This is a genomic window from Phormidesmis sp. 146-12 (assembly GCF_052939495.1).
On the sequence record NZ_JBJPHS010000042.1, the window covers coordinates 17,147 to 37,381 of the forward strand.

At 47.1% G+C, this 20,235-nt stretch carries 20 protein-coding genes; 12 read left to right on the forward strand and 8 right to left on the reverse strand.

Annotation, left to right across the window (positions count from 1 at the left end; all coding sequences use genetic code 11):
- Positions 1-133 precede the first annotated feature (133 nt).
- Positions 134-1,015, reverse strand: a complete 882-nt coding sequence (locus ACKFKF_RS18095) for a transporter substrate-binding domain-containing protein (RefSeq protein WP_446868968.1) — start codon at positions 1,013-1,015, stop codon at positions 134-136.
- Positions 1,016-1,090: 75 nt separating this feature from the next.
- Positions 1,091-2,734: an iron uptake porin gene (locus ACKFKF_RS18100; protein ID WP_446868969.1), complete on the reverse strand. Its 1,644-nt coding sequence runs from the start codon at positions 2,732-2,734 to the stop codon at positions 1,091-1,093.
- Between the two features lie 274 nt (positions 2,735-3,008).
- Between ACKFKF_RS18100 and ACKFKF_RS18105 the strand changes: the two genes are divergently transcribed.
- A complete protein-coding gene (locus ACKFKF_RS18105) occupies positions 3,009-3,845 on the forward strand; it encodes a M28 family peptidase (RefSeq protein WP_446868970.1) in 837 nt (278 codons plus the stop codon).
- 320 nt (positions 3,846-4,165) lie between these two features.
- Positions 4,166-4,558 (forward strand): hypothetical protein, encoded by a 393-nt coding sequence (locus ACKFKF_RS18110; protein WP_446868971.1) that lies wholly within the window; start codon positions 4,166-4,168, stop codon positions 4,556-4,558.
- A 310-nt stretch (positions 4,559-4,868) separates the two neighbouring features.
- On the opposite strand, the gene ACKFKF_RS18115 is transcribed toward ACKFKF_RS18110, so the two are convergent.
- A complete protein-coding gene (locus ACKFKF_RS18115; RefSeq protein WP_446868972.1) occupies positions 4,869-5,699 on the reverse strand; it encodes a glycosyl hydrolase 108 family protein in 831 nt (276 codons plus the stop codon).
- A 257-nt stretch (positions 5,700-5,956) separates the two neighbouring features.
- Here ACKFKF_RS18115 and ACKFKF_RS18120 point away from each other — a divergent pair, with 257 nt between their 5' ends.
- The 3 genes from ACKFKF_RS18120 to ACKFKF_RS18130 all read left to right on the forward strand — a co-directional run bounded on the left by ACKFKF_RS18120 (position 5,957) and on the right by ACKFKF_RS18130 (position 9,314).
- Positions 5,957-7,408: a glycoside hydrolase family 13 protein gene (locus tag ACKFKF_RS18120; protein ID WP_446868973.1), complete on the forward strand. Its 1,452-nt coding sequence runs from the start codon at positions 5,957-5,959 to the stop codon at positions 7,406-7,408.
- A 127-nt stretch (positions 7,409-7,535) separates the two neighbouring features.
- Positions 7,536-7,859 carry a ChaB family protein gene (locus ACKFKF_RS18125; protein WP_446868974.1) on the forward strand — a complete coding sequence of 108 codons (324 nt, stop codon included), beginning with the start codon at positions 7,536-7,538 and terminating at the stop codon, positions 7,857-7,859.
- A gap of 213 nt (positions 7,860-8,072) precedes the next feature.
- The gene (locus ACKFKF_RS18130; RefSeq protein WP_446868975.1) at positions 8,073-9,314 is read left to right on the forward strand and encodes an ATP-binding protein; all 1,242 of its coding nucleotides are present in this window, start codon (positions 8,073-8,075) and stop codon (positions 9,312-9,314) included.
- 167 nt (positions 9,315-9,481) lie between these two features.
- Here ACKFKF_RS18130 and ACKFKF_RS18135 read toward each other — a convergent pair whose 3' ends face one another.
- A complete protein-coding gene (locus tag ACKFKF_RS18135; protein WP_446868976.1) occupies positions 9,482-9,892 on the reverse strand; it encodes a hypothetical protein in 411 nt (136 codons plus the stop codon).
- A 385-nt stretch (positions 9,893-10,277) separates the two neighbouring features.
- On the opposite strand from ACKFKF_RS18135, the gene ACKFKF_RS18140 reads away from it, so the two are divergent.
- The 3 genes from ACKFKF_RS18140 (at position 10,278) to ACKFKF_RS18150 (ending at position 13,958) form a co-directional block, all read left to right on the forward strand.
- Positions 10,278-10,454 (forward strand): hypothetical protein, encoded by a 177-nt coding sequence (locus ACKFKF_RS18140; RefSeq protein WP_446858735.1) that lies wholly within the window; start codon positions 10,278-10,280, stop codon positions 10,452-10,454.
- Positions 10,455-10,568: 114 nt separating this feature from the next.
- Positions 10,569-12,194 carry a PRC-barrel domain-containing protein gene (locus ACKFKF_RS18145; RefSeq protein WP_446868977.1) on the forward strand — a complete coding sequence of 542 codons (1,626 nt, stop codon included), beginning with the start codon at positions 10,569-10,571 and terminating at the stop codon, positions 12,192-12,194.
- 735 nt (positions 12,195-12,929) lie between these two features.
- Positions 12,930-13,958, forward strand: coding sequence for a YihY/virulence factor BrkB family protein (locus ACKFKF_RS18150; RefSeq protein WP_446868978.1), 1,029 nt, complete (start codon positions 12,930-12,932; stop codon positions 13,956-13,958).
- Positions 13,959-13,972: 14 nt separating this feature from the next.
- On the opposite strand, the gene ACKFKF_RS18155 is transcribed toward ACKFKF_RS18150, so the two are convergent.
- From ACKFKF_RS18155 to hpxO, 4 genes are read right to left on the reverse strand one after another with little or no spacing between them, the layout of a single operon-like run.
- The gene (locus tag ACKFKF_RS18155; protein ID WP_446868979.1) at positions 13,973-14,140 is read right to left on the reverse strand and encodes a PCP reductase family protein; all 168 of its coding nucleotides are present in this window, start codon (positions 14,138-14,140) and stop codon (positions 13,973-13,975) included.
- A 45-nt stretch (positions 14,141-14,185) separates the two neighbouring features.
- Complete coding sequence (uraD, locus tag ACKFKF_RS18160) at positions 14,186-14,680, reverse strand: 2-oxo-4-hydroxy-4-carboxy-5-ureidoimidazoline decarboxylase (RefSeq protein WP_446858731.1); 495 nt, start codon at positions 14,678-14,680, stop codon at positions 14,186-14,188.
- A 1-nt stretch (position 14,681) separates the two neighbouring features.
- The gene (gene uraH, locus ACKFKF_RS18165) at positions 14,682-15,041 is read right to left on the reverse strand and encodes a hydroxyisourate hydrolase (RefSeq protein ID WP_446868980.1); all 360 of its coding nucleotides are present in this window, start codon (positions 15,039-15,041) and stop codon (positions 14,682-14,684) included.
- A 14-nt stretch (positions 15,042-15,055) separates the two neighbouring features.
- Positions 15,056-16,219 carry an FAD-dependent urate hydroxylase HpxO gene (gene hpxO / locus ACKFKF_RS18170; protein WP_446868981.1) on the reverse strand — a complete coding sequence of 388 codons (1,164 nt, stop codon included), beginning with the start codon at positions 16,217-16,219 and terminating at the stop codon, positions 15,056-15,058.
- Between the two features lie 410 nt (positions 16,220-16,629).
- Here hpxO and ACKFKF_RS18175 point away from each other — a divergent pair, with 410 nt between their 5' ends.
- The 4 genes from ACKFKF_RS18175 (at position 16,630) to ACKFKF_RS18190 (ending at position 20,233) form a co-directional block, all read left to right on the forward strand.
- Positions 16,630-18,006, forward strand: coding sequence for a YncE family protein (locus tag ACKFKF_RS18175; RefSeq protein WP_446868982.1), 1,377 nt, complete (start codon positions 16,630-16,632; stop codon positions 18,004-18,006).
- 14 nt (positions 18,007-18,020) lie between these two features.
- Positions 18,021-18,518 (forward strand): DUF305 domain-containing protein, encoded by a 498-nt coding sequence (locus tag ACKFKF_RS18180; RefSeq protein ID WP_446868983.1) that lies wholly within the window; start codon positions 18,021-18,023, stop codon positions 18,516-18,518.
- A 135-nt stretch (positions 18,519-18,653) separates the two neighbouring features.
- Positions 18,654-19,466, forward strand: a complete 813-nt coding sequence (locus tag ACKFKF_RS18185; protein WP_446868985.1) for a hypothetical protein — start codon at positions 18,654-18,656, stop codon at positions 19,464-19,466.
- Between the two features lie 173 nt (positions 19,467-19,639).
- Entirely contained in the window at positions 19,640-20,233 is a 594-nt protein-coding gene (locus tag ACKFKF_RS18190) for a cytochrome b (protein WP_446868986.1), read from the forward strand.
- Positions 20,234-20,235: the final 2 nt, after the last annotated feature.

Below are 20,235 nucleotides of genomic sequence, written 5' to 3' on the forward strand. Positions count from 1 at the left end.
GAGGAGGGAGGAGAGAGGAGGGAGGAGAGAGGAGGGAGGAGAGAGGAGGGAGGAGAGAGGAGGGAGGAGGGAGGAGGGAGGAGAAAATAAATTTAATTTTTCTGTGATCCCTCGGTTTGAGGGTGGTGGAAGATTAGGGTGAGGTGGTTGGGGAGGCAGTTGGGGAAGCGGTTGGAGAGGCGGTTGGAGAGGCGGCTGGGGACGCTGCTGGAGAGGGAGGAATGCTGGTGGAGAACCATTTTTTGGCGAGGCGATCGAGTTCTCCGCTGTCTTTCATTTTTTGTAATACTTTGTTGAATTCTTCGACGCGAGTTGACCCTTTTGGGAAGGCGATCGCTGACCCCGACGGCCCTTCAGACGGGATGATGTTGAACTCTAGATCGGGATTGGTTTTGATCAACCCTTCGATCACGGTGTTTTCGATAATGGCGGCATCGATGCGCTTTGATTTGACTTCTTGAACGATTTCAGGGATTCTGTTGAGCGTTTTGGCTTCGATTCCTTTGACTTTTTCGCTAATTTTCTTAAGGTCGCCTGCTTGAATCGAGCCTAACTGTACCCCCACTTTTTTGCCTGCTAGACTTTCTGGAGTCGTCAAATTACTACCTTTGAGGGCGACGATCGCATTCTGCGCTTGAAAGTAAAGTGTCGAGAAATCAACATTTTTTTTGCGCTCCTCGGTGGGGGTCATTCCTGCCATGACAAAATCAGCGCGTTTGGCTTGCAGAGCGGGAATCAGACCGTCAAAATTGGATTCTTGAATTCTCAGTTCGTATCCCAATTCTTTGGCGATATAGTTCGCGATGTCGATGTCAAATCCGACTATTTTTCGTTCACCTCCCGATGTGTCGTAGAATCCGTAGGGTGGATAGTCTGGTGATGTGACCATCGTTAAAACTTTACTGTCGCCGCCACTGCCCTGAGTGCTGGCCGATTGATTGCTGCATCCGACGATCGCACTGGTCGCCAGCGATGTCAAAAACAATCCACTCAGTACTACCTTTCGTCGTTTCATTCTATTCACCCTCATACTTCTTACAACAGATGTAAATCAATTAATCCAATGCTCACAACTACCGAAGTAGGTAATCTAGAACACGAAGGTAGTTCGGATTACTCCAATGACGACATCGGGATTGCGATCGTCATGATTAGGGGCCGTCAGCCATACTACGCCCGGTGTGATCGAAAGGTTGTCCGTGAGTTGGTAGCGGTAAAATGCCTCAATGTGATAGCCCGTGTTGCGATCGCTGCGTTGACCTGCGGGGAGTCCGATCGCTTGGGCGAGTGCGTCATTGCTAGTGCTGGTGAGTTTGGGCTGCATTCCAAAGACGAGGCCGCCCAGATTGCCTTTTTTGCCCAGGTCAGGAAACGCTAAATTGATGGCGTAGTTCCAGACATCTGCATCGCCTTTGGTGCCGTCTCCGAGCGATCGGGCCGCGGTGTAGCCAACCCAGCCAGCTAGTTCAAATTTGGGAGCCAATCGATAACTAAGCTGAACGCCGTAGGAATTGCCTTGTACTGGCCCTGCCCCGATCACTTTTGCCGCATTGCTTCCTGCCAGCGTATCGACTCCATTGGCGACTGAATAGGTATTCACATACATCAGACCAAATTTCAGCGCTCCAGAGTTATAAACAAGCTGGCTCCAGGCGCTATGCCCCCCGTTAAAAATGCCTGATTTTTCGTCTGGGAAGTTGGGCCCGCCGAGCGTCGAGTCTTCTCCGTAGTAGCCAAAGTCCAAACTGATTGCGGGTGAGAGTTTGAGGTTGGCAGCCAATCCAGCCCGGTTGCCGATCGGAAAGAAAATCGGATTAATTTGAGCAAAGTTAGAAAGCGAGCCTGTGACCTGATCATTGAAGGGCGTAATTGGATCGGTGATGATGCTGGGATCGATCGTATTCGCGTCTAGATAAACCGTGAGATTTTCGCCAACCGGAAAGCGATATTGCAGTCGATTGATTGTAACTTGACCATTTTGAGAAACGCTGGTGGCCAAAAAGCGCGATTCGTCAGTCTGTCCGCTCAAGACTCCAGCCGGAAACTGAGTGCCCGTATCCAAGCGGCGCAGATTAGTAGACTGTAAACGGACTCTCAGCCGATCGCGCCCCGAAAAGCTGGTGTCAAAATCAAAGCGGGCCCGATAGCCAAGGTTGGGATTGTTGAGGCGATCGGCGTTGTCTCCATAAGCATCTGCCAGATAAGCGACGAGTTCAACGCCCAGTTTGGTTGTAGTTGAAAACTGCTGTTTTTCTAAGGTCGAGGTGCGGGCTTCTAAGGCATCGACTCGTCCGCGCAAGGTCGCCAATTCTGCGGCAAATTCTTCCTGAAGTTTTTGTAGGGTTGCCAGGTCTTCTTTTTTGACCAAATCTGATGTGGCGGCTGCAATTAATTCATTCACACGATCGAGGCAAGCATTCAATCCGGCCGCAAATTCGTAGCGAGTCATGGCCCGATTGCCGCGATAGGTCTTGTCGGGATATCCTGCAATACAGCCATACCGTTCGACTAGAGACTGCAACGCCTGAAACGCCCAGTCAGTAGGTCGCACATCCGTAAGCTGCGAGACAGAGGTGACTTGATCCAGGGCCGCCACGTCAGGGGAATCGGCTTCTAGACCAAAATTTTGCGCGTCGATCGCGGGACTTTCTGCCCAAGCCGCTGTGTTAGAAAGTAACCCTCCTGCAAGAAAAGCCAGTCCGATCGCGCCTTGTTGCAGTTCTTTTTTAATCATAAAATCTCACTCACACCTCTGAAAAGTCTATGAAAGAACTCGATCGCATCCAGAACAATCACTTCGATTCGAGTCGGTTGCAAGAACTCAAAACTTTCTGCTTGAAAAGATCAGAATTACCACCAAAAATTCTGAATGTTCAAAGATTTCAACACACCAACCTGCTGATCATCTGCTGATTGTTATAAAAGTTTTGTTAGAAAGAATACTCCTTTCTCTAATTTTTGATTTCATCCCTCTAAAGCAGTAAGTTAGTGAGCGAGACTCTTTAAAAATGCTGGAACTCAAAGAACGGCTGCGATCGCACCTTTTAGAAATTATTCGAGAACGAGATGCTTATCTAGCAACGGTCGGACATTTTTATGTACAACAATATATTCGCCAAACATTTGAACAATGGGGATCGGTCGATCGTCACGAGTTCAAAATTGGTCAAAGAACGCATACAAATTGGGTTTTAAATCTGGCAGGAAAACAAACCAAACCACCGATTTTAATTGGTGCCCATTACGATACTTTTCCGGGTTCTCTTGGAGCCGACGACAATGCCACCGGAGTAGCTGTATTACTCGAATTAGCGAGAGCTTTTAGTACAGATTCGGCTCGATATCCTGTTCGATTGGTTGCCTTTGACTTTGAGGAAACGACTTACGATCGAGCAGGCAGCACCCATTACGCTAATTCCCTGCAAAACGAACCGTTACGCCTGATGATTTCGCTCGAAATGTTGGGCTATTGCACTTCACGCCCCCATTCTCAAGCCTATCCCGCTGGACTGGAGCGGTTCTATCCTCATCAGGGCGATTTTATTGGGTTGGTTGGCAATTTAAAATCGATTCCCGATATGCTGCGTCTGCATCAAGCGATTCGTCAAGCTGGGGTCAAGTGTGAATGGCTGCCCGTCCCCCAAAAAGGGAAAATTCTCCCTCTGACACGCCGCAGCGACCATGCGCCATTTTGGGATCGAGGTGATCGAGCTTTTATGATCACCGACACCGCCGACTTGAGAAATCCCCATTATCACCAGGACAGCGATCGACTGGAAACGATCGACCTCAACTTCCTGACAGGCATTTGCGCGGGACTCATCACCGGAATCCGTCATTTGTAACGGTTAGCTGCGCTTCCAACGCCGACCCATCCGCCATTGCCACGACAAGGTTATCGTAACGATGTTTTCTAGGCATCCCACTGACCTCTCATGCATCTAGCTTTACCCTAGATCACAGGTCACACCCCCTTGATTTTTTCTCCTTTTTCTTAATTTGACACCACTGATTGGGGGATTTAGGAGGCGAAGGATCTGTAGCATTAACAAATTGATTTGATATAGTGTGGGTGGCAAAGACAAACTACTCAGTGCTAGGTTCAAATTTCAGCTATGCAGGCGATTACAGCCGCTCAACAGGAACGATCGGAGGATCTAGACAAATGGCTTCTCGATGGCGATACCTTCCAGCGATCAGTCTGGGATTTTTAGTCGGTTTAACGGTGCCGATCGCTCTTTTCATCCACCGCATTTCACCCTTGAGAAATCCCACGTTTGTCCCCAGTAGCGCCAACGCTGGCACCCTAATTTCTCGATATCGATTTATCACCGAGCAAGATTGGCTACAGTGGGCAACGATGTTTGCAGGCGTGCTGGCTGTGAATGCCACGATCGTTCTTTGGCAGGAGTTTCACCGCCGTTCTAGCACCACTCAAGGGCAGGGACTTGTCAGCATTTTCAGTGCGATCGGTTGGCTATCACTGGGAACTGCTCTATTTGCCCTGATCTGGCTAACCTTTATGGTCTACTTGCTCTTCCAGTACATCATCGATTAAACGCAGATTCAATCTGTAAGAAACTTTGCACCACAAATCTTGTCTGAAAGTCCTCCAGAAGTAGGGAGTTGGGAGGCAAAAGATCCAAACCCCGAAGCAAAAAAACCGATTTCTTCAAGTCACCCGCAAAGAGTCGAGTCCACGTTGATCTAACAAAACGATCTGACAAAACCTATCCGACAAAATTAACGAAACCTTCCCGCTTAAAGTCTCAAGGAATAGGCGATTCATCCCTCCTCGCGAACCGGATTACCCCCACAGGGGGAACAGATCATCGAAGTTCTCCCTCATTCCTTCTTCCTCATCCCTGTCAACTGATCGCCGTCTTCAAAAAGCGCCCCAAATCATTGTCTCGATTGAGCCAGCCCTGCAAAAAAACCTCTTGACTGGGATTAGAATCCACGCGCTGATTGCGATAATTAATCCGACCCTGGACAATTTTGGCGGCGGTTTGAGCATTGTTGTGAGCTGATAGCTTTGCCTGAGTGCCAGGGCCAAAAACCCCATCCGCGCTGATTCCCAACGCTTCTTGTAAAAACTCGATCGCGCCACCCACTCCAAAATTGACCGCCGTATCAAAGTGCGCCACCGCCAGCGGCAACACCATAATTGTGGCTTGAGACGGCTTCCAATACATTGAAAAATAGATGTCGTGAACCTCTTCGTGGGTGATCAACTCAACAGGCTGAGTCGGCAACCGTTTCTCAATTCGATACGTATCGTAAGTGTCTTGAATCACCCCCATATTCGTCGCCCCACCGGGATCATCGGGATGATTAACGTAGCCGCCTTCCCATTGCAGCGTAAATTTGAGGGCCGTTGCCAGCGCATCATTTTTAGGACTGTTGGCGACCAAGGCTGGTGAAGCGACTAAAGGCGGACGCACATCGACTAATTTGCGGGCAAAGGTTGGGCCAAACAAACCCGTCGCAGCATTGTTGAGATGAGCCGATTTGCAGAAGTTTTCAAGCGCGGCTTTTGTAGCAGGCCCAAACACACCATCGATCGTCGTCTTGACATCACCGGGCAAAAAGCCGATCGCACTTAGACGAGTTTGCAGATCTTTGACAAGTTCTTTATCACTGGTCAGCGTTGCCAGGTTGATGACTTTGTTTTGTGCGACCAAATCTTTAAGTTGCATAGATTGACCCTGGGAATGAGGTAACTTTTCAGCGTAAGGAGTTTCACTTCTGGCTGTAGCTATCGTGGCTTACGGAGATGAAAAAGCTTCTTGTTGTAGCAAAAATTTAATAATCTCTAGAATACTAGTTGCGATCGCACTTTCAATAAACAGGAATTTGACAAGGGTATTTTCTACCACAGGTGAGACTCAAAAATTCTCAAGGGCCTGTACCCTTGGCAATGGAGATCACAGAACCACTTCACCGAACAACCTCGATGCAAATTCAAACACCAGACTGGGTTAAACACGCGGTTTTTTATCAAATTTTCCCCGATCGCTTCGCCAAATCTAAAACGCCACCTCATCGATTTTTGCAGCACGATCGCTGGGAAGACTGGCAGGCAACCCCAACGCTGCAAGGCTATAAGGGAGGAGACTTGTGGGGAGTCACAGAGAAGTTAGATTATATTCAAGATTTGGGTATCACTGCGATTTATTTCACTCCGATTTTTCAATCAGCCAGCAATCATCGCTACCATACACACGACTATTATCAAGTTGATCCCCTCTTGGGTGGCAATTCAGCATTTCGAGATTTTTTGGATGAGGCTCACCGTCGCGATATCAAAGTGGTGTTAGACGGGGTGTTCAATCATTCGAGTCGGGGGTTTTTCTTCTTTCATGATGTGTTAGAAAACGGGCCGCATTCTCCCTGGGTCAACTGGTTCAAAATCTATAAATGGCCCGTCAATGCCTATAACGGAGAGTTTCCCGCCAACTACGAGGGATGGTTTGGCAATCGAGCGCTGCCCGTGTTTAATCACGACAATCCAGAAGTGCGCGAATATCTGATGGAGATTGCTGAATATTGGCTCAAGTTTGGCATTGATGGTTGGCGGTTGGATGTACCGTTTGAGATCGAAGCTGAGGGATTTTGGCAGGAGTTTCGCGATCGCGTCAAAGCTGTCAATTCGGAAGCCTACATCGTGGGTGAAGTCTGGGGAGATTCTCGACAATGGTTGGATGGGACTCAATTTGATGGCGTGATGAATTATCTGTTTACAGGGCCGACCATCGCATTTACAGCAGGCGATCGGGTGATTCTCGATCAGGTTGAAAGTCGTGATTACAAACCGTATCCGGCTCTATCGGCTTCTCAGTACGCCAAGAAGATTCAAAAGTTGTTAAAACTGTATGATTGGCAGATTCAATTAACTCAGTTAAATCTATTAGCGAGCCATGACACTGCGCGATTGCTGACCATTGCCGATGGTGATGTGCCTAGCATTGAGCTTTCTACACTGTTGCTGATGACTTACCCCGGTGCGCCTAGCATTTATTATGGGGATGAAGTGGGTTTGCCGGGCGCGATCGACCCTGATTCTCGTCGCGGTTTTCCAGATCCATCCGAGTGGAACCAGAACCTTCTCACCTATCACCGTCAACTAATTGCCCTGCGTCACGCTCACCCTGCTTTGAGGATTGGCAACTACAAAGTTCTTCATGCCGAAGGAGACGGCTACATCTTTGCCCGCACCCTCGATCAAGAAGTCCTGATCATTGCCGTCAATGTTGGAACTTCTGCACTAAAACTCAGCCTCGATCGCTTCAAAATAGAATTAAAAGCACTGCCCAATAAACTATTGTTTGGCTCGGCTGATTTGTCAGAAACAAGCGATCAACCAGTGATCAATCTCGCGGCCCGCTCAGGCTGTGTGTTGGGTTAGCAATCAAAAATTTCTTCTTTTAGACAGAGATCAATTGAGGATTTCTCCTACTTTTAGAAGGATGAGGTTGAGGAACCAGATTCATAGAATGATTGCTCGAAAAGATAGATAACAGGAGTATTTTTTTATGCCAGAGCAACCCTTTGAAACTGCACAAACAACCGATCGTTTTCAAGCGGATGATATTGCTGCACAGCGAGACGATGTAGATGAACAAAATACTGGTTTGCCATCGGAAGTGACTGATCAACTGATGGATGGGTCTGATCAAGTCTTTATGGCTGCTTTTAAGAATGCACAGGATGATGGTCTGGGTCGAGAAGCTGCGCTTAGTATCGCCTGGAATAGCATCAAGCAGGGATTTCAGCGTGGTGAGGATGGAAGCTGGCACCGCAAAGAAAAGCCAGATGACAATGTATTGAGTTCTGGTACTGAATCCAGCGCCAACTAGATAAAGCGTTGCATTTTTTATGCTGTTTTGGATAGTCGAGGACGGGGGCGTTATTGTACACGTCCCTTCTTTGTTGCAGAAATAATTGCAAAAATAATTGATGTTAGACTATGCAGAATGTATGACCCCTTTAAGCTCCTTCTTATTCTTCTTAAAGTCGCAGAGCGGTAATTGCAGAAGTATTAGCTTAACATTTACTTTTTATGCAAGTTTATGCAAGATTTTAGTCAATTATTGTCCGACAAGGTAGAAACGATCGCTCAGTCCTGGATTGATGCTGTCTTTCGAGATGAACAGATCAAAAGTACTGACCATCTTTCCCGCAAGGCAGTCGAAGATCATGTTGCAGACGTGCTAGTTGCGCTCTCAACAGTGTTGGCAAAAACGGAAGTGGGTGATCTAGATACCATTGCAAAAGCCAGCTTTCAACATGGAGCACTCAGAGCAGAACAGGACTTTGATCCGACTGAAGTTGTGCGCGAATATCATCTGCTGCGATCGACGATCGTTGCTCACCTAAAAACCGAGTTACTTCAAGGAACGCCAGATGAACTACTGCGAACCATTTCTCTAATTGATATGGTGGTTGATGCAGCGATTTCTCAATGCTTTAAAAGCTATGTCGAACAACGACTACAAGAATTAGAGCAGGTGCAAAGTCAATTGATGTTAACCGTTGAAGAACTCGATCGACTGGTACATGTCAATCAAGACAGCCTATCCGTTTTGGCACACGAATTAAAAACGCCGCTTACGTCCATTATTGGCTACTCAGAACTGTTTTTGCGTCAGCAACAGCTCTCTAATGTCCCTTCTAATGTTAGAGATACCGCCCCCAGTCTGAGTCATATTGAACAGGTGTTGCGAAGTGGTCGATTGCTGTTACGTCTAATTAATAGCACGCTGGAGTGGTCACGCTACGAGCCAGGAAAAGTCGCCCTCAAGCAATCAACGGTGGAAGTACGATCGCTAATCCAGACTGTGATCGAGGTGATGCAGCCGCTTGCTGATAATAAAGGGTTACAGCTTTACATTGAGGATGAGTTTGCACCTGATGAAGTCACGATCGATGCGCTCAGACTGCAACAGATCTTAACCAATTTGGTGAGTAATGCGATTCGCTACACTGAGACGGGAGGCATCACGATCAAGGCGCATTCTCTAACCTCTCAGCACTGGTTGTTGAGCGTGACTGATACAGGTTTGGGCATTTCACCAGAAGATCAGAGTCGCTTATTTCAGCCCTTTGTGAGAGCGAGTTTGCCGACAGGATTTCATCCGGCTGACAGTACGGGGTTGGGGTTAGCGATCGTTGATCGATTGGTCAAGTCATTACAAGGTGAAATTAGTCTTGTTTCGGAGCCTGGTAAAGGTTCGACTTTTAAGGTAACGTTGCCGATCGAGGGGGTTTTAGAATCAGACTTATTACCTTCTCAAGCCAAAACTGTTAAATAAGTTCAAGTTTTATTCTATTACAAAATCCCCAATCTCTTAAAGAAATTAGGGATCTGAGGTTTTGTTAAATTAGAAACGAGGGATAAAAGAACTTCCAGTAGTTTAGTAGTGTCAATATCCCCCTACAAAACTCCGAAGCAAGAGCGCTCTATTGAAGTGGCGTTAAGTTAAACGGCTCCTGGGCCTCTGCCACGGTCGTCTCTCTCCATTGTCAATTCACCTTCACTACCATCGTTAACTTCGGCGAGTTCGGCGGCGCGGGCGGCTTCCCGTTCTTCTTCTGCTTGACGAGCATCTCCGGGCACTTCGTAGTACATTTCTGGCTCGACCGCATAGTTGTTAACCAACCCTTCCTTGTCTACCGTGTAGCCATCTGTCGTGCGGATGCTTTCTGAGTCGGTCTGGTCATCCGTAGGCGCGCTGGCTTCCCGTTCTTCGGTGGGATGTTGTTTATAAAGTTCTCCTTCTCGTTCTTTGCGGGCGGCTGTCTCAGCGGGGACAATCCCACGATCGTAGGTGTCAAATTCGGCGCGCTCAGACGTATCTCTTACAGTTTTCTTACCAGTTTCGTTAGCCATAATTGATGTCCTCATTAAAGAATAGTAATTGTCGCTCAATGGAAAGATTATGCCTTCTGTAACTTCAAACACACTATCTTGAGAGGGGAGTTATTTAATAAAACTCAGCTTTTTCTCTGTCTTTTGGCATAGCTTGCAGCGATACTATGGTTTCTAGGGAGTGAATATTGCAATTAATAAATTATGGCTGAATAAAACATCAAAAACTAATCATTCCTATCCATAAGACTTACATCTATTGAGAGGTGCGAAGCCTGTCAGGTTCTCTATACACTCACTATATTGAGACAACTATAAGAATCGTTTTTACTACATTCACAAGGTAGACAGCGCTTCTAAACACTGCTCTTTGATTTACTGAAACTATATTACGGGGAGAAATACTATGCCGAGATTGGTGGGCAAGCGTTCTAATTCTGATTCGACGATCGCTCTATTTTTGTTGCTGGCAATCGCAGCGGGCACCTTTCTAGAATTTGCAGGCTATATCAATTTGATTCAAGGATTTGGGCGAGACGGTCGATATAACTATCAGCCAAGCCGAGTTGAAGAAGTGATTTAACGAGCTTAGTTCAACAGACCGTGAGGGTAACGAATATTCAATTTCTTGAAAGGCAAATCAGTCTGTCGCTCTGTCATTTGAGAAACTTTTAGTACAAATAGATAAGGAAAAGAGATGCGTAAAGGTAGTGATGTTCTGGGTAAAGTCATAGTTGCTTTTGACACAGGCAAACGAATTGCACGAGTGCAGGATCTCATTTTTGACCAGACTGCCAATCAGCTACTTGGTTTTTTAGTCAGCGAAGGGGGATTGTTTCAGTCGCCACAGGTGGTTTCCTGGCAGAATATACAAGCGATCGGGCCTGATGCGATTGTGATTCCTGATAAAACTGCGATCGTTTCGGCAAAACGAGTTCCTGAAATTCAGTCGGTTTTAGTGAATAAACTGGTGCTGAAAGGAGACCGAATTTTGACGACAGATGGACGCTATTTGGGACTGATTGTTGACCTGTACTTTGATGAACAGAGCGGCACGATCGAAGGTTATGAAGCATCGGGTGGTCTATTTGCAGATGCTTATTCCGGACGATCGTTTATCCCGGCTCCCAAAACGGTAAATATTGGCGAAGATATTACGTTTGTCCCGCCCGAAACGGCTGATTTGATGGCGGAGCAGGTGGGCGGCATTCGGGGAGCAGTTCAAACCGCTACTAGCCGAATTCAAGAATCCACCGAAGTCGCAACCCAACGCCTTCAATCCGCCGCACAGTCTGCCAGCGAGCGCCTACAACAATCTGCCGAAGAAACGAATCATCGACTCAAAGAAGTTGCTCAGACAACCCAACTACAACTTCAAGAAGCCAGCAGTCGCGCCAGCGATCGGTTTGATCAAGGCAGTCAAAGTGCAGCCGCTTCGATCACCAATGCATTAGTAAGTCCAGAGGCGCAGCTAGAACATGTCGTCGGCAAACTGGTCGATCGTCCGATTTACACATTGGATGGGCTAGTTTTGATGGTTCAAGATCAAGTCGTTACGCTGTCTCTAGCAGAAGAGGCGCAGCGATTGGGTGTGTTAGATCAGGTTTATCGAGCCACTAACGGCAGCCTCACGGCAGAGATTAATCGGCAATTGCAGGAGTCTACTCAGTCAGCCAGCACCAGACTACAAACCTTGTCTCGAAGTGCGATCGCCCAAGGCAGTGAGTTTGCCCAAACCATGATCGAACAAGCCAAAGGTCGGCGGGTTCAGCGAATGGTACGGGATGAAGACGATCGCATCATTGCGGCTCCCGGCCAGATCGTCACGGATCAAATGGTCAATCGCGCCCAGTCTCATCACCAAGAAGCGGCCCTTCTAGAATCTGTTGGATTGCCTTCGCTGTCAGTTGTGCGTCGTCAGGCAAACGATACTTTTTCTAGTACCGGAACTCAGCTTCGAGAACAAGCGCTGATTGCTCAAGAGAATGTCAGTACGCTGTGGCAACAACTCAAAGAGCAGTTTATGACGCTTCAAAAACGGAGTGAGCGACTACAGCACCAACAACGTATCGAATCGGCACTAGGACGACCTGTTACCCGCGTGATTTTAGATCCTCAAGACCAGGTGATCTTGAATGTGGGTGAGATTATTACGCATGAGGCGGTTCGGCGGGCAGATGCAGGCGGCGTTCTCAATATTCTGCTCAACTCTGTCTACAAAGAACACCCGATCATTGCAGAAGCCGAACTTCGAGCCTCTGAGCCAGGAATTGCCGCACTAGAACGACAAATTGAACGAGCCAAGGCACGATCGCACAATTAGGTCAACAACTGCTAAGTCAAGGCAATGTGCAACTTTCTGATCAACGTCCCCCTTTTGAAGATTCCGTGTACAGACAAGTGGATTGTTTCCGTTTGAGTCGGCTTCTGCCCCCTAAATCCCCCACGAGTGAGGGACTTTGAACCCCTGAGAAGTTTCTTTGCATTCTAGAAGCCTTTCTTTCTCAAAGTCCCCCAGAATGGGGGATTTAGGGGGCGGGGGATCTCGGCGATGATAGATCGATCGACTTGTGTGTACACGGTAGCTTTTGAAGAGGGATTAAGGGATCTCTAAACTGTGCCTCCAACGGTACGATTCCCCAACCCCCTTCAAACGGGAGCTAAGAAGAAGTTGCACATCGCCTAAGTCAGGAACTCACAACTTAGATTCCCGTAGGTGGGTCGGAATGTTTTAAGCTTCGGCTCACCTTTTGTTTTGTATTGATGTGAATTCTATTGAGTTTTTTCGCTTCGTTGTAAACTGCTTCTGCCCCCCAACCTCCCAATCTGGAGGACTTTCAGACTAGATTTACGGTTCAAAGTTGCTCACTCGTAGGAGATTTAGGGAGCGGCTCGAATTGACAACCGGAGCGAGAGATTTCATCAAATTCACGTTTTATTGGCAAACTTATTCCAAAGAGCGGTGTTTTTGGCGATCGTTTCCCTTTCTCTAGACCGATGTGACTTGGGGTATCCGTAGTGGACGATAGTCCGTAAGACTGACGAAGGGAATGAGACGATGAAACTCAAAGATGTTGTAAAAATTCTCAAAGATACCGTTGCTGAGTGGAGTGAGGATAATGTTCCGCTACTAGCGGCGGCGCTGGCTTATTACACTGTGTTTTCGCTTGCACCCCTGTTGCTGATTGCGATCGCGATTGCCGGGGCCGTCTTTGGTGAAGAGGCCGCAAAAGGTGAACTGATTGGGCAGATTCAAGGATTAGTCGGTTCAGAAGGGGCAGAAGCGATCCAAACGATGATTGCTAATGCAAATAAGCCAGGATCAGGAGGAACGATCGCGACGATTACCGGGGTGGTCTTTTTGCTGTTTGGCGCGTCGGGTGTATTTGGTCAACTGCAAGCCGCACTCAATACCATCTGGGAAGTCAAACCCAAACCAGGGCAAGGAATCGGCAGCTTTCTACAATCTCGATTTTTGTCATTTGCGATGGTGTTGGTGATTGGGTTTCTATTATTAGTTTCCCTTGTGCTCTCAGCAATCTTAGCGGGCATCTCAAATCTGTTTGGCAACTTTGTTCCTAACCTTGTTATTGTTGGTCAGTTGCTTAATTTTGTGATTTCGTTTGGCGTAATTACAATGTTAATTGCAGCAATCTACAAGTTTCTACCGGATGTAAGAGTTCCTTGGAGAAATCTCTGGGTAGGAGCGGGTGTGACAGCGTTGCTGTTTAACATTGGTAAGTTTTTGTTGGGGCTTTATCTGGGAAGTAGCAGTGTTGGCTCGACCTATGGGGCAGCAGGTTCTTTTGTTGTCGTTTTGATCTGGGTGTTTTATTCGGCTCAGATTCTTTTGTTTGGGGCAGAGTTTACGCAGGTTTATTCAAAATATCGAGGTACGCCGATCGAACCATCCAAACACGCGGTTCATGTGCCCAAGGTGAATGAGCGCTCAGAGATGAAGATTCAAACAGAACGCCCCAAAAAGCAGTCTCACCTTGGACGGTATGCAATCGGGCTAGTAGGTTCGATCGTGGCGCTTGCGGGCATTTCTCGTCCAAAGTCACAGCGGAGACGGCGCGTGCGATAGTTTAGTTGAATCGCTTAACCAAACTGTTTTTTTGCCTGCTCGTACACTTCAACGGTGATTAGGCTGAGACCTGCTTCTTGAGCAAATTTCTCGATTTTTTTACGGGCAGCCGGACGCACAAAAAACGGAATTTCTTTCAGTCGGGCCTCTGCGTCACTTGTCCAAACGATCGCGTCACTCATTTCAACTCTCCCATTCTATGCAGACTATCATTACAGACTTTGCATTCAATCAATCAAATCGTGTAATCGAAACCGCGCAATTTCAAAAATCTCGGTCAACGCTTGCGTGATTTCTAGCTCGAATGAGTGGTGTAATCGTCGATCGAACGCTTCTAAAATAGTCTGCTTTGTATGGTTTTTAACCGCTACGATGAACGGGAAGCCAAATCGATCTTTGTACGCTTGATTAAGCGCTTGAAACTGGTTGTACTCTTCTCGCGTGAGGCGATCTAATCCGACTCCAGACTGCTCTTTGACAGATGCTTCGGCCATTTTTGTTTTGCTGCCCAGGTCAGGATGCGCCTTAATCAGCGTCAATTGTTCGACTTGAGTCATGTCATTTACAACAGCTATCATTTTTTGATGTAAATCGGTCACATCTTTGAAGGGCCGTTGATGCCAAACCTGATGAGCGATCGCAGGCGTATCTTCAAAAATAGCTCCCAATACTTCAACAAATTCGGGTTGACTGAGTTGATTGAGTTGAGCGATCGAATTCATGTTAACTTCCTCGATAAGTGCTGTAAGACCACGGAGAAGTCAGCAGAGGCACATGGTAATGGAGAGTGGAATCTGCAATGCCAAACTGAATGGGAACGCAATCAAGAAAGGGCACCTCCGGCAACTCATCCCCTTTTTTGGCAAAATAGTCGCCTACCCAAAAGACAAGTTCATAGCGTCCTACTTTAAGTTCAGAGTCGGCTAGAAACGGGCGATCGGTGCGTCCATCAGCATTCGTTACCAGGGTTTTGAGGTGTGTTTTTTGGGATAGAGATTCGATTGCCCACAGCTCGATCGTCAGGTTTGCGGCGGGGCATCCGTGGGCGGTATCCAGAACGTGAGTTGTTAGTTTACCAGTCATAGTGATTTTTGCGCTCAACGCATTGGGCCAGCTAGAATCGTGTTTGAGATCGCTTTCATAATGTTAGAACCATCTTCTTGCTTGAGTTCTTGATACCATTCTTGTGTTTTTTCTGGATCTTTGCCATGTGTCATTTCTGATCGCTTCCTGGCTTTTAAGACGACATCAGAAGTGCGTCCTTTGCGTTCTGATTCGTATCTGAGTAAAGCATCCTCTACGCTAATATTTGTGGTAATGAGATAGCGCGTAACGACTTCAGCATCCTCGATCGCTTGACAGCCACCTTGCCCCAAATCAGGAGCCGTACTGTGTGCCGCATCGCCCAATAACACAACTCGTCCTTTGGCCAACCGCTCTAACGGATCAACATCATGAATCTCAACTCGATTGGTACGCAACGGATCTAAGCGCTGGATCAAAGTTTGTACAGGAGCCGCCCAGCCTTTAAAGAAGTCCATCAGTTCGGTTTGATGCTGTTCGGGTTGGCTGACGGTGCCCTTGGGAAGTGGGACATCAAAAAAGAAATAGAAGCGATCGCCGCCCACAGGCATCATCGAAGCGCGTTTGTGTTCACCGACATAGATTGCCCAACTGTCTTTGGGTGCCAAATCTTCGCTAATCGGAACTAGCCCATTCCAGTTGACATAGCCGACGTAGCGCCGTTCTGTAGGATGCCCTAACACGTATTGCCGAACGGTGGAATGAGTGCCATCTGCGCCAATTAATACATCGCCAGTCACGCGCTGGCCGTCTTCAAAAATCGCGGTTACTTGGTCGGTATTTTGTTCGACGGCAACTAGTTTGGCATTGAGTTGCACATTTTCTGCCCCAAACGCATCTAATAGCATCTGTTGCAGATCGGTACGAGCAACGGGGTAAGGGCGCTGTCCGACAGTATTGATCAACGGTGCCAAACTAAAATCGGTCAGCAACTCACCCGTCTGGCTGAAGTATTGCATTCGATCCATCTGTCCGCCGATGCTGGCGATCTCTTTACCCAGACCCAGACGATTCAGGACTTTGACCCCGTTTGACCAGAGAGAAATTCCGGCTCCAGCGGGACGCAGTTCTTTGACGCGATCGAAGATCTCAACCTGATAACCCACCTGCCGCAAGGCAATCCCCGTCGCCAAGCCGCCCATTCCCGCCCCGATAATGATCGCTTTGAGATGATTCATAGTGATGTGAAAAGACGACTAATTTGAATAAGGTATACAGTATACTTTCTGCGAATGCACGGCAAATTACTGTGATTTTAGCGACAAACGGTCGCGCGATCGCTTCACACAGCTTCCTGGCACAAATTCAGAAATTCACACTTTTTTAAAGTCTTGCTTAAACACTGGAACTCATCAGGCAAACCACACCTAACGCTTGAGCTTGATATCCCCCTATTTTGGAGATTCAATCATGCAACGAGTTCTAGTATTTAGCCTATCGATTCCTTGTGATTTATTGCAAGTTGCCATTGTCGTATACAGAACTGGCAGACCTCAGCCGCAGTTAGCGATCGTCGGAACATAGTTCCAGTCCAGAAGCAGCTTTTTCTTCAGCCTTCATTTAACTTTCATCACAATGGGAATTCACAATGGCTCTTACACGACGGCATTTTGTGGCAGGGACGGTCACGATCGCAACTGGACTCACGATGAATCAACTTACTGCTCAGTCCGCAAAACCTGGAACATCAACCGCAAATGATTGCATCTTCATCTGCAACGAAGACTCTAATACTCTCTCTGTCATTAACCCTTTAACAAATCAAGTCGAAACGACAATCAACTTGACGAGTTTTGATGAAGATCCGCGTCCGCCCTTTCGGTTTGTCACAGGTGGAGTCATGCCAACGCAAGCTGCAATGATCGCTAAACCGCTTTATCATGGCGCAATTCACATTCATGGCTCGGCTCCTTCACCCGATTCGCAACTGTTGGCAGTGACAGGTCGAGGAACCAGCAATCTCTATCTGATTGATGTCGAAACCAAACGAGTGATTGGCAATCGAGCTAATTCCTTTACAGCACCAGACAAAGCCGTGAATTCGGACTGGTTATCCAGCGGTCTTTTGTTAGGTCGTGAACCCCATGAACCCACGTTTACTCGAAATGGCAAAGAACTCTGGGTGGCGCTGCGAGGTGAAAATCGGATTGCGATCGTAGAAGTCAAAGCGGCTCTAACTGCACTACAACAAGGCATCACAACGGGGGGCGTGAGACAGTATATTCAAACGCTCAACGGCCCTGCACAAATCTGGTTTTCACAAGAAGGTCAAACTGCTTTTGTCATTTCTCAAAAAGTGCCGTTGATCGAGGTGTTTGACGTGAATCCCGATGGCAATGGGTTGAGCCGTCCCAAGCTAAAAATGCGCCTGGATAACCGTGAATACGATCGCTTTGGCTTTACTCCATTTCAGAAAACTACGCCAAACGGTCAAGAAATTTGGTTTTCTCATAAACTTGCCGATACGATTTCAGTGCGAGAAACCAATGGTTCCTATCGGGTTTTGGATGTTTTTGCTTTGGGCGATCGTGCTCGTCCCAATCATTTAGAATTCGTTGAAAACGCTCAAGGAAAAGTCGCTTATGTCACACTTGCACGAGTGGATGATGACAGTTTGAGGGGCATTGCATCGAGTCAGGTTGTCATTATTGATCGATCGCAGCCTGCTGGAAAACGGCAAGTTATTGGTACATTTTTCACCCACGGACGAGAGGCGCATGGGCTGTGGACAAATCCGGAGAATACTCGTCTCTATATCGCCCATGAACAGGATGAGTTGCCGGGTACACCTGCGGCGGGACAAACCGTCTGCACTGTCTTCGATGTGTCAAAACCCCACAAACCAGCCTTCATCGCTCAGATCCCATTAGGTGAATTAACACTGCCCTCTGGTAAGTTACGCAACAAGAAAAGTATCAATCTTGTTTATGTGCGTCCGGGAACTTCTAGCCAAACTGCCGGATGATTTGGAGGTTTATCATGATTCGTCATTGTTTTTTTCAAGGTCTTTTCCAACGTCTTTTTCAACTCTTAGCGATCGCGCTCATCTTGTTAAAACTCCAACCATTTCCAGCACTTGCCGATGAGTTAAGTCACCCTCATTTTCGACATTCCAAAACTTCTAGCCAAGTTAGTCAATTTGTAGCTTTCTCCAAAGCGATGGAGGTTGGGATGAAAAAAATGATGACCGAAATGCATCAGATTGACACAATAGGCGAACCAGATATTAACTTTCTCGCGATGATGATTCCACATCATGAAGGGGCTGTAGAGATGGCGCGGCTTGTTCTACTCTACGGAAGAGATCCGCTTGTTCGTCAACTTGCCGGAGAAATTATCGCTTCACAACAAGTGGAAGTTGCCGCAATGCAGGCTCGGTTACTGATGCTCAAAAAAGGTGAGAACTTAGAGCCAGATGATTTCCCAGCAATTCATGGAACACGCGGAATGGCAATGCTAGATTCGTTATCTTACTAATTGCGATCGCGTTATTAAATGGATTCATTTTGAACATTGCAGATGACAGATTCACAGATTTTTAAAGTTTCTCCTTCAATCTAAAGTTAGACAGCAATTCTCATGTTCTGTCGCTAACTTGCCCAGGAATTAATGATGATGAAACCAATGCAGCTAGTTGAATCTTACAGGACACATGGAAGCTTGAGTGATGGACTTTCCACTAACATTGCCAAACAGCCTTTCCAAGATCCAGTATTTGAGTCGGGCATCTCTGCTTTTAGACGCAGTAGTTTTAGTCTAGGGAACCAGGGGAATGACAGTCTCTCTGGCGGACGAGGTAAAGACTTTCTTTTAGGAGAAGCAGGCAATGACCAATTAGATGGTGGAAACGGCAATGATGTTTTGATTGGCGGACTTGGCAATGACAGTCTACTAGGTGGAAAAGGGCGTGACATTCTCTTTGGTGGTGAAGGAATCGACACGCTGACAGGGGGCGATGGCAGAGATCGGTTTGTGATAGCTGGCAACGTTTTTTCTGGAGGAACACCAGTCCTTGTTGGCACCACTGGCATTCAAGCTCTCAACACTCCTGATATCATCACCGACTATCAGATTGGGAGCGATCAGTTTACTTTCAAAGGGAGCGACCTCGGTATTGATCAGATCAATCTTCAAAAAGGTATTACTTCAGAGATCGCGGGTGATGGTAACTTCATTGTGATGCTTGACCCATTTCCCAATGCTGCGTCTGCTGCAAGCGCGATCGCAGCAAATAATGCCATCACAGCGACTGAAGGGGTATTTGTTTATTTCAACACAACCCTTGGAATTAACCGCCTCGTCTATTCTCAAGATCTTGGCAACGGTGGAACGATTAGTGTCCTTGCCAATCTCACCAATCAGGCTGGAGATGCAGGGCTGCAAAGCTTAAACAGCTACTCTAGTAGAGATTTTAGCCTGTTCTAAACGTTCTGTCTTGATCGCATCTGAGGGGTAGCGATTGAGTTACCTCTCAGCTTTTTGCGTTTTGAATATTCGCTTTCCCTTCGACAAAATTTTCTGTACATTCACAGATTTTTAAAGTTCGTTTAGGAACATCAGAGTGAACGATTCAAAGCTGAACAAAGGAGACAAATTCCATGACTCGAACGGTAGCGATCGACTCAACGAGACGAACAACGAGTGCCTTCAAACAGCTTATGTCCTTACACTGGATCATGGCAGCTTGTTTTCTGCTGGTATACCTCACTGGCGCGATCGTGGCTCGGCTTCAGACGGGAGCTTTTTATACTGGCCCAAAAGGACTGCTCTCTTTTTTACACCAATCGATCGGAGTTTTGGTGATGATGTTACTCATTGCTCGGGTTTCTCTGCTCATTCGGGTTGTCTGGAGCAAATACTCGCGACGTTTACCCACTCCTACAGACAATTGGATACTTAAGTTTATCCTGCACACTGTTCTCTATGGGTTCATGTTAGTTGCTCCCATAACGGGCTTTCTGATTGCAAACTCTTACGGCAGTCAGGTGCCTTTTTTCGGACTTGCAACGGTCACTCCCATCTTTACCAAAAACAACGCAGTGGTTGAAACTGCTAGAAGCCTACATTTTTGGCTTTCCTATCTGTTTCTTGCTTGCATCATTTTGCACATTCTGGCGCATTGGAACATCGTCCGTAGCAGTGGGCAGCGGATTCAAACTACGATATCTAAGATGCGGTTCCATCACAAATAAAC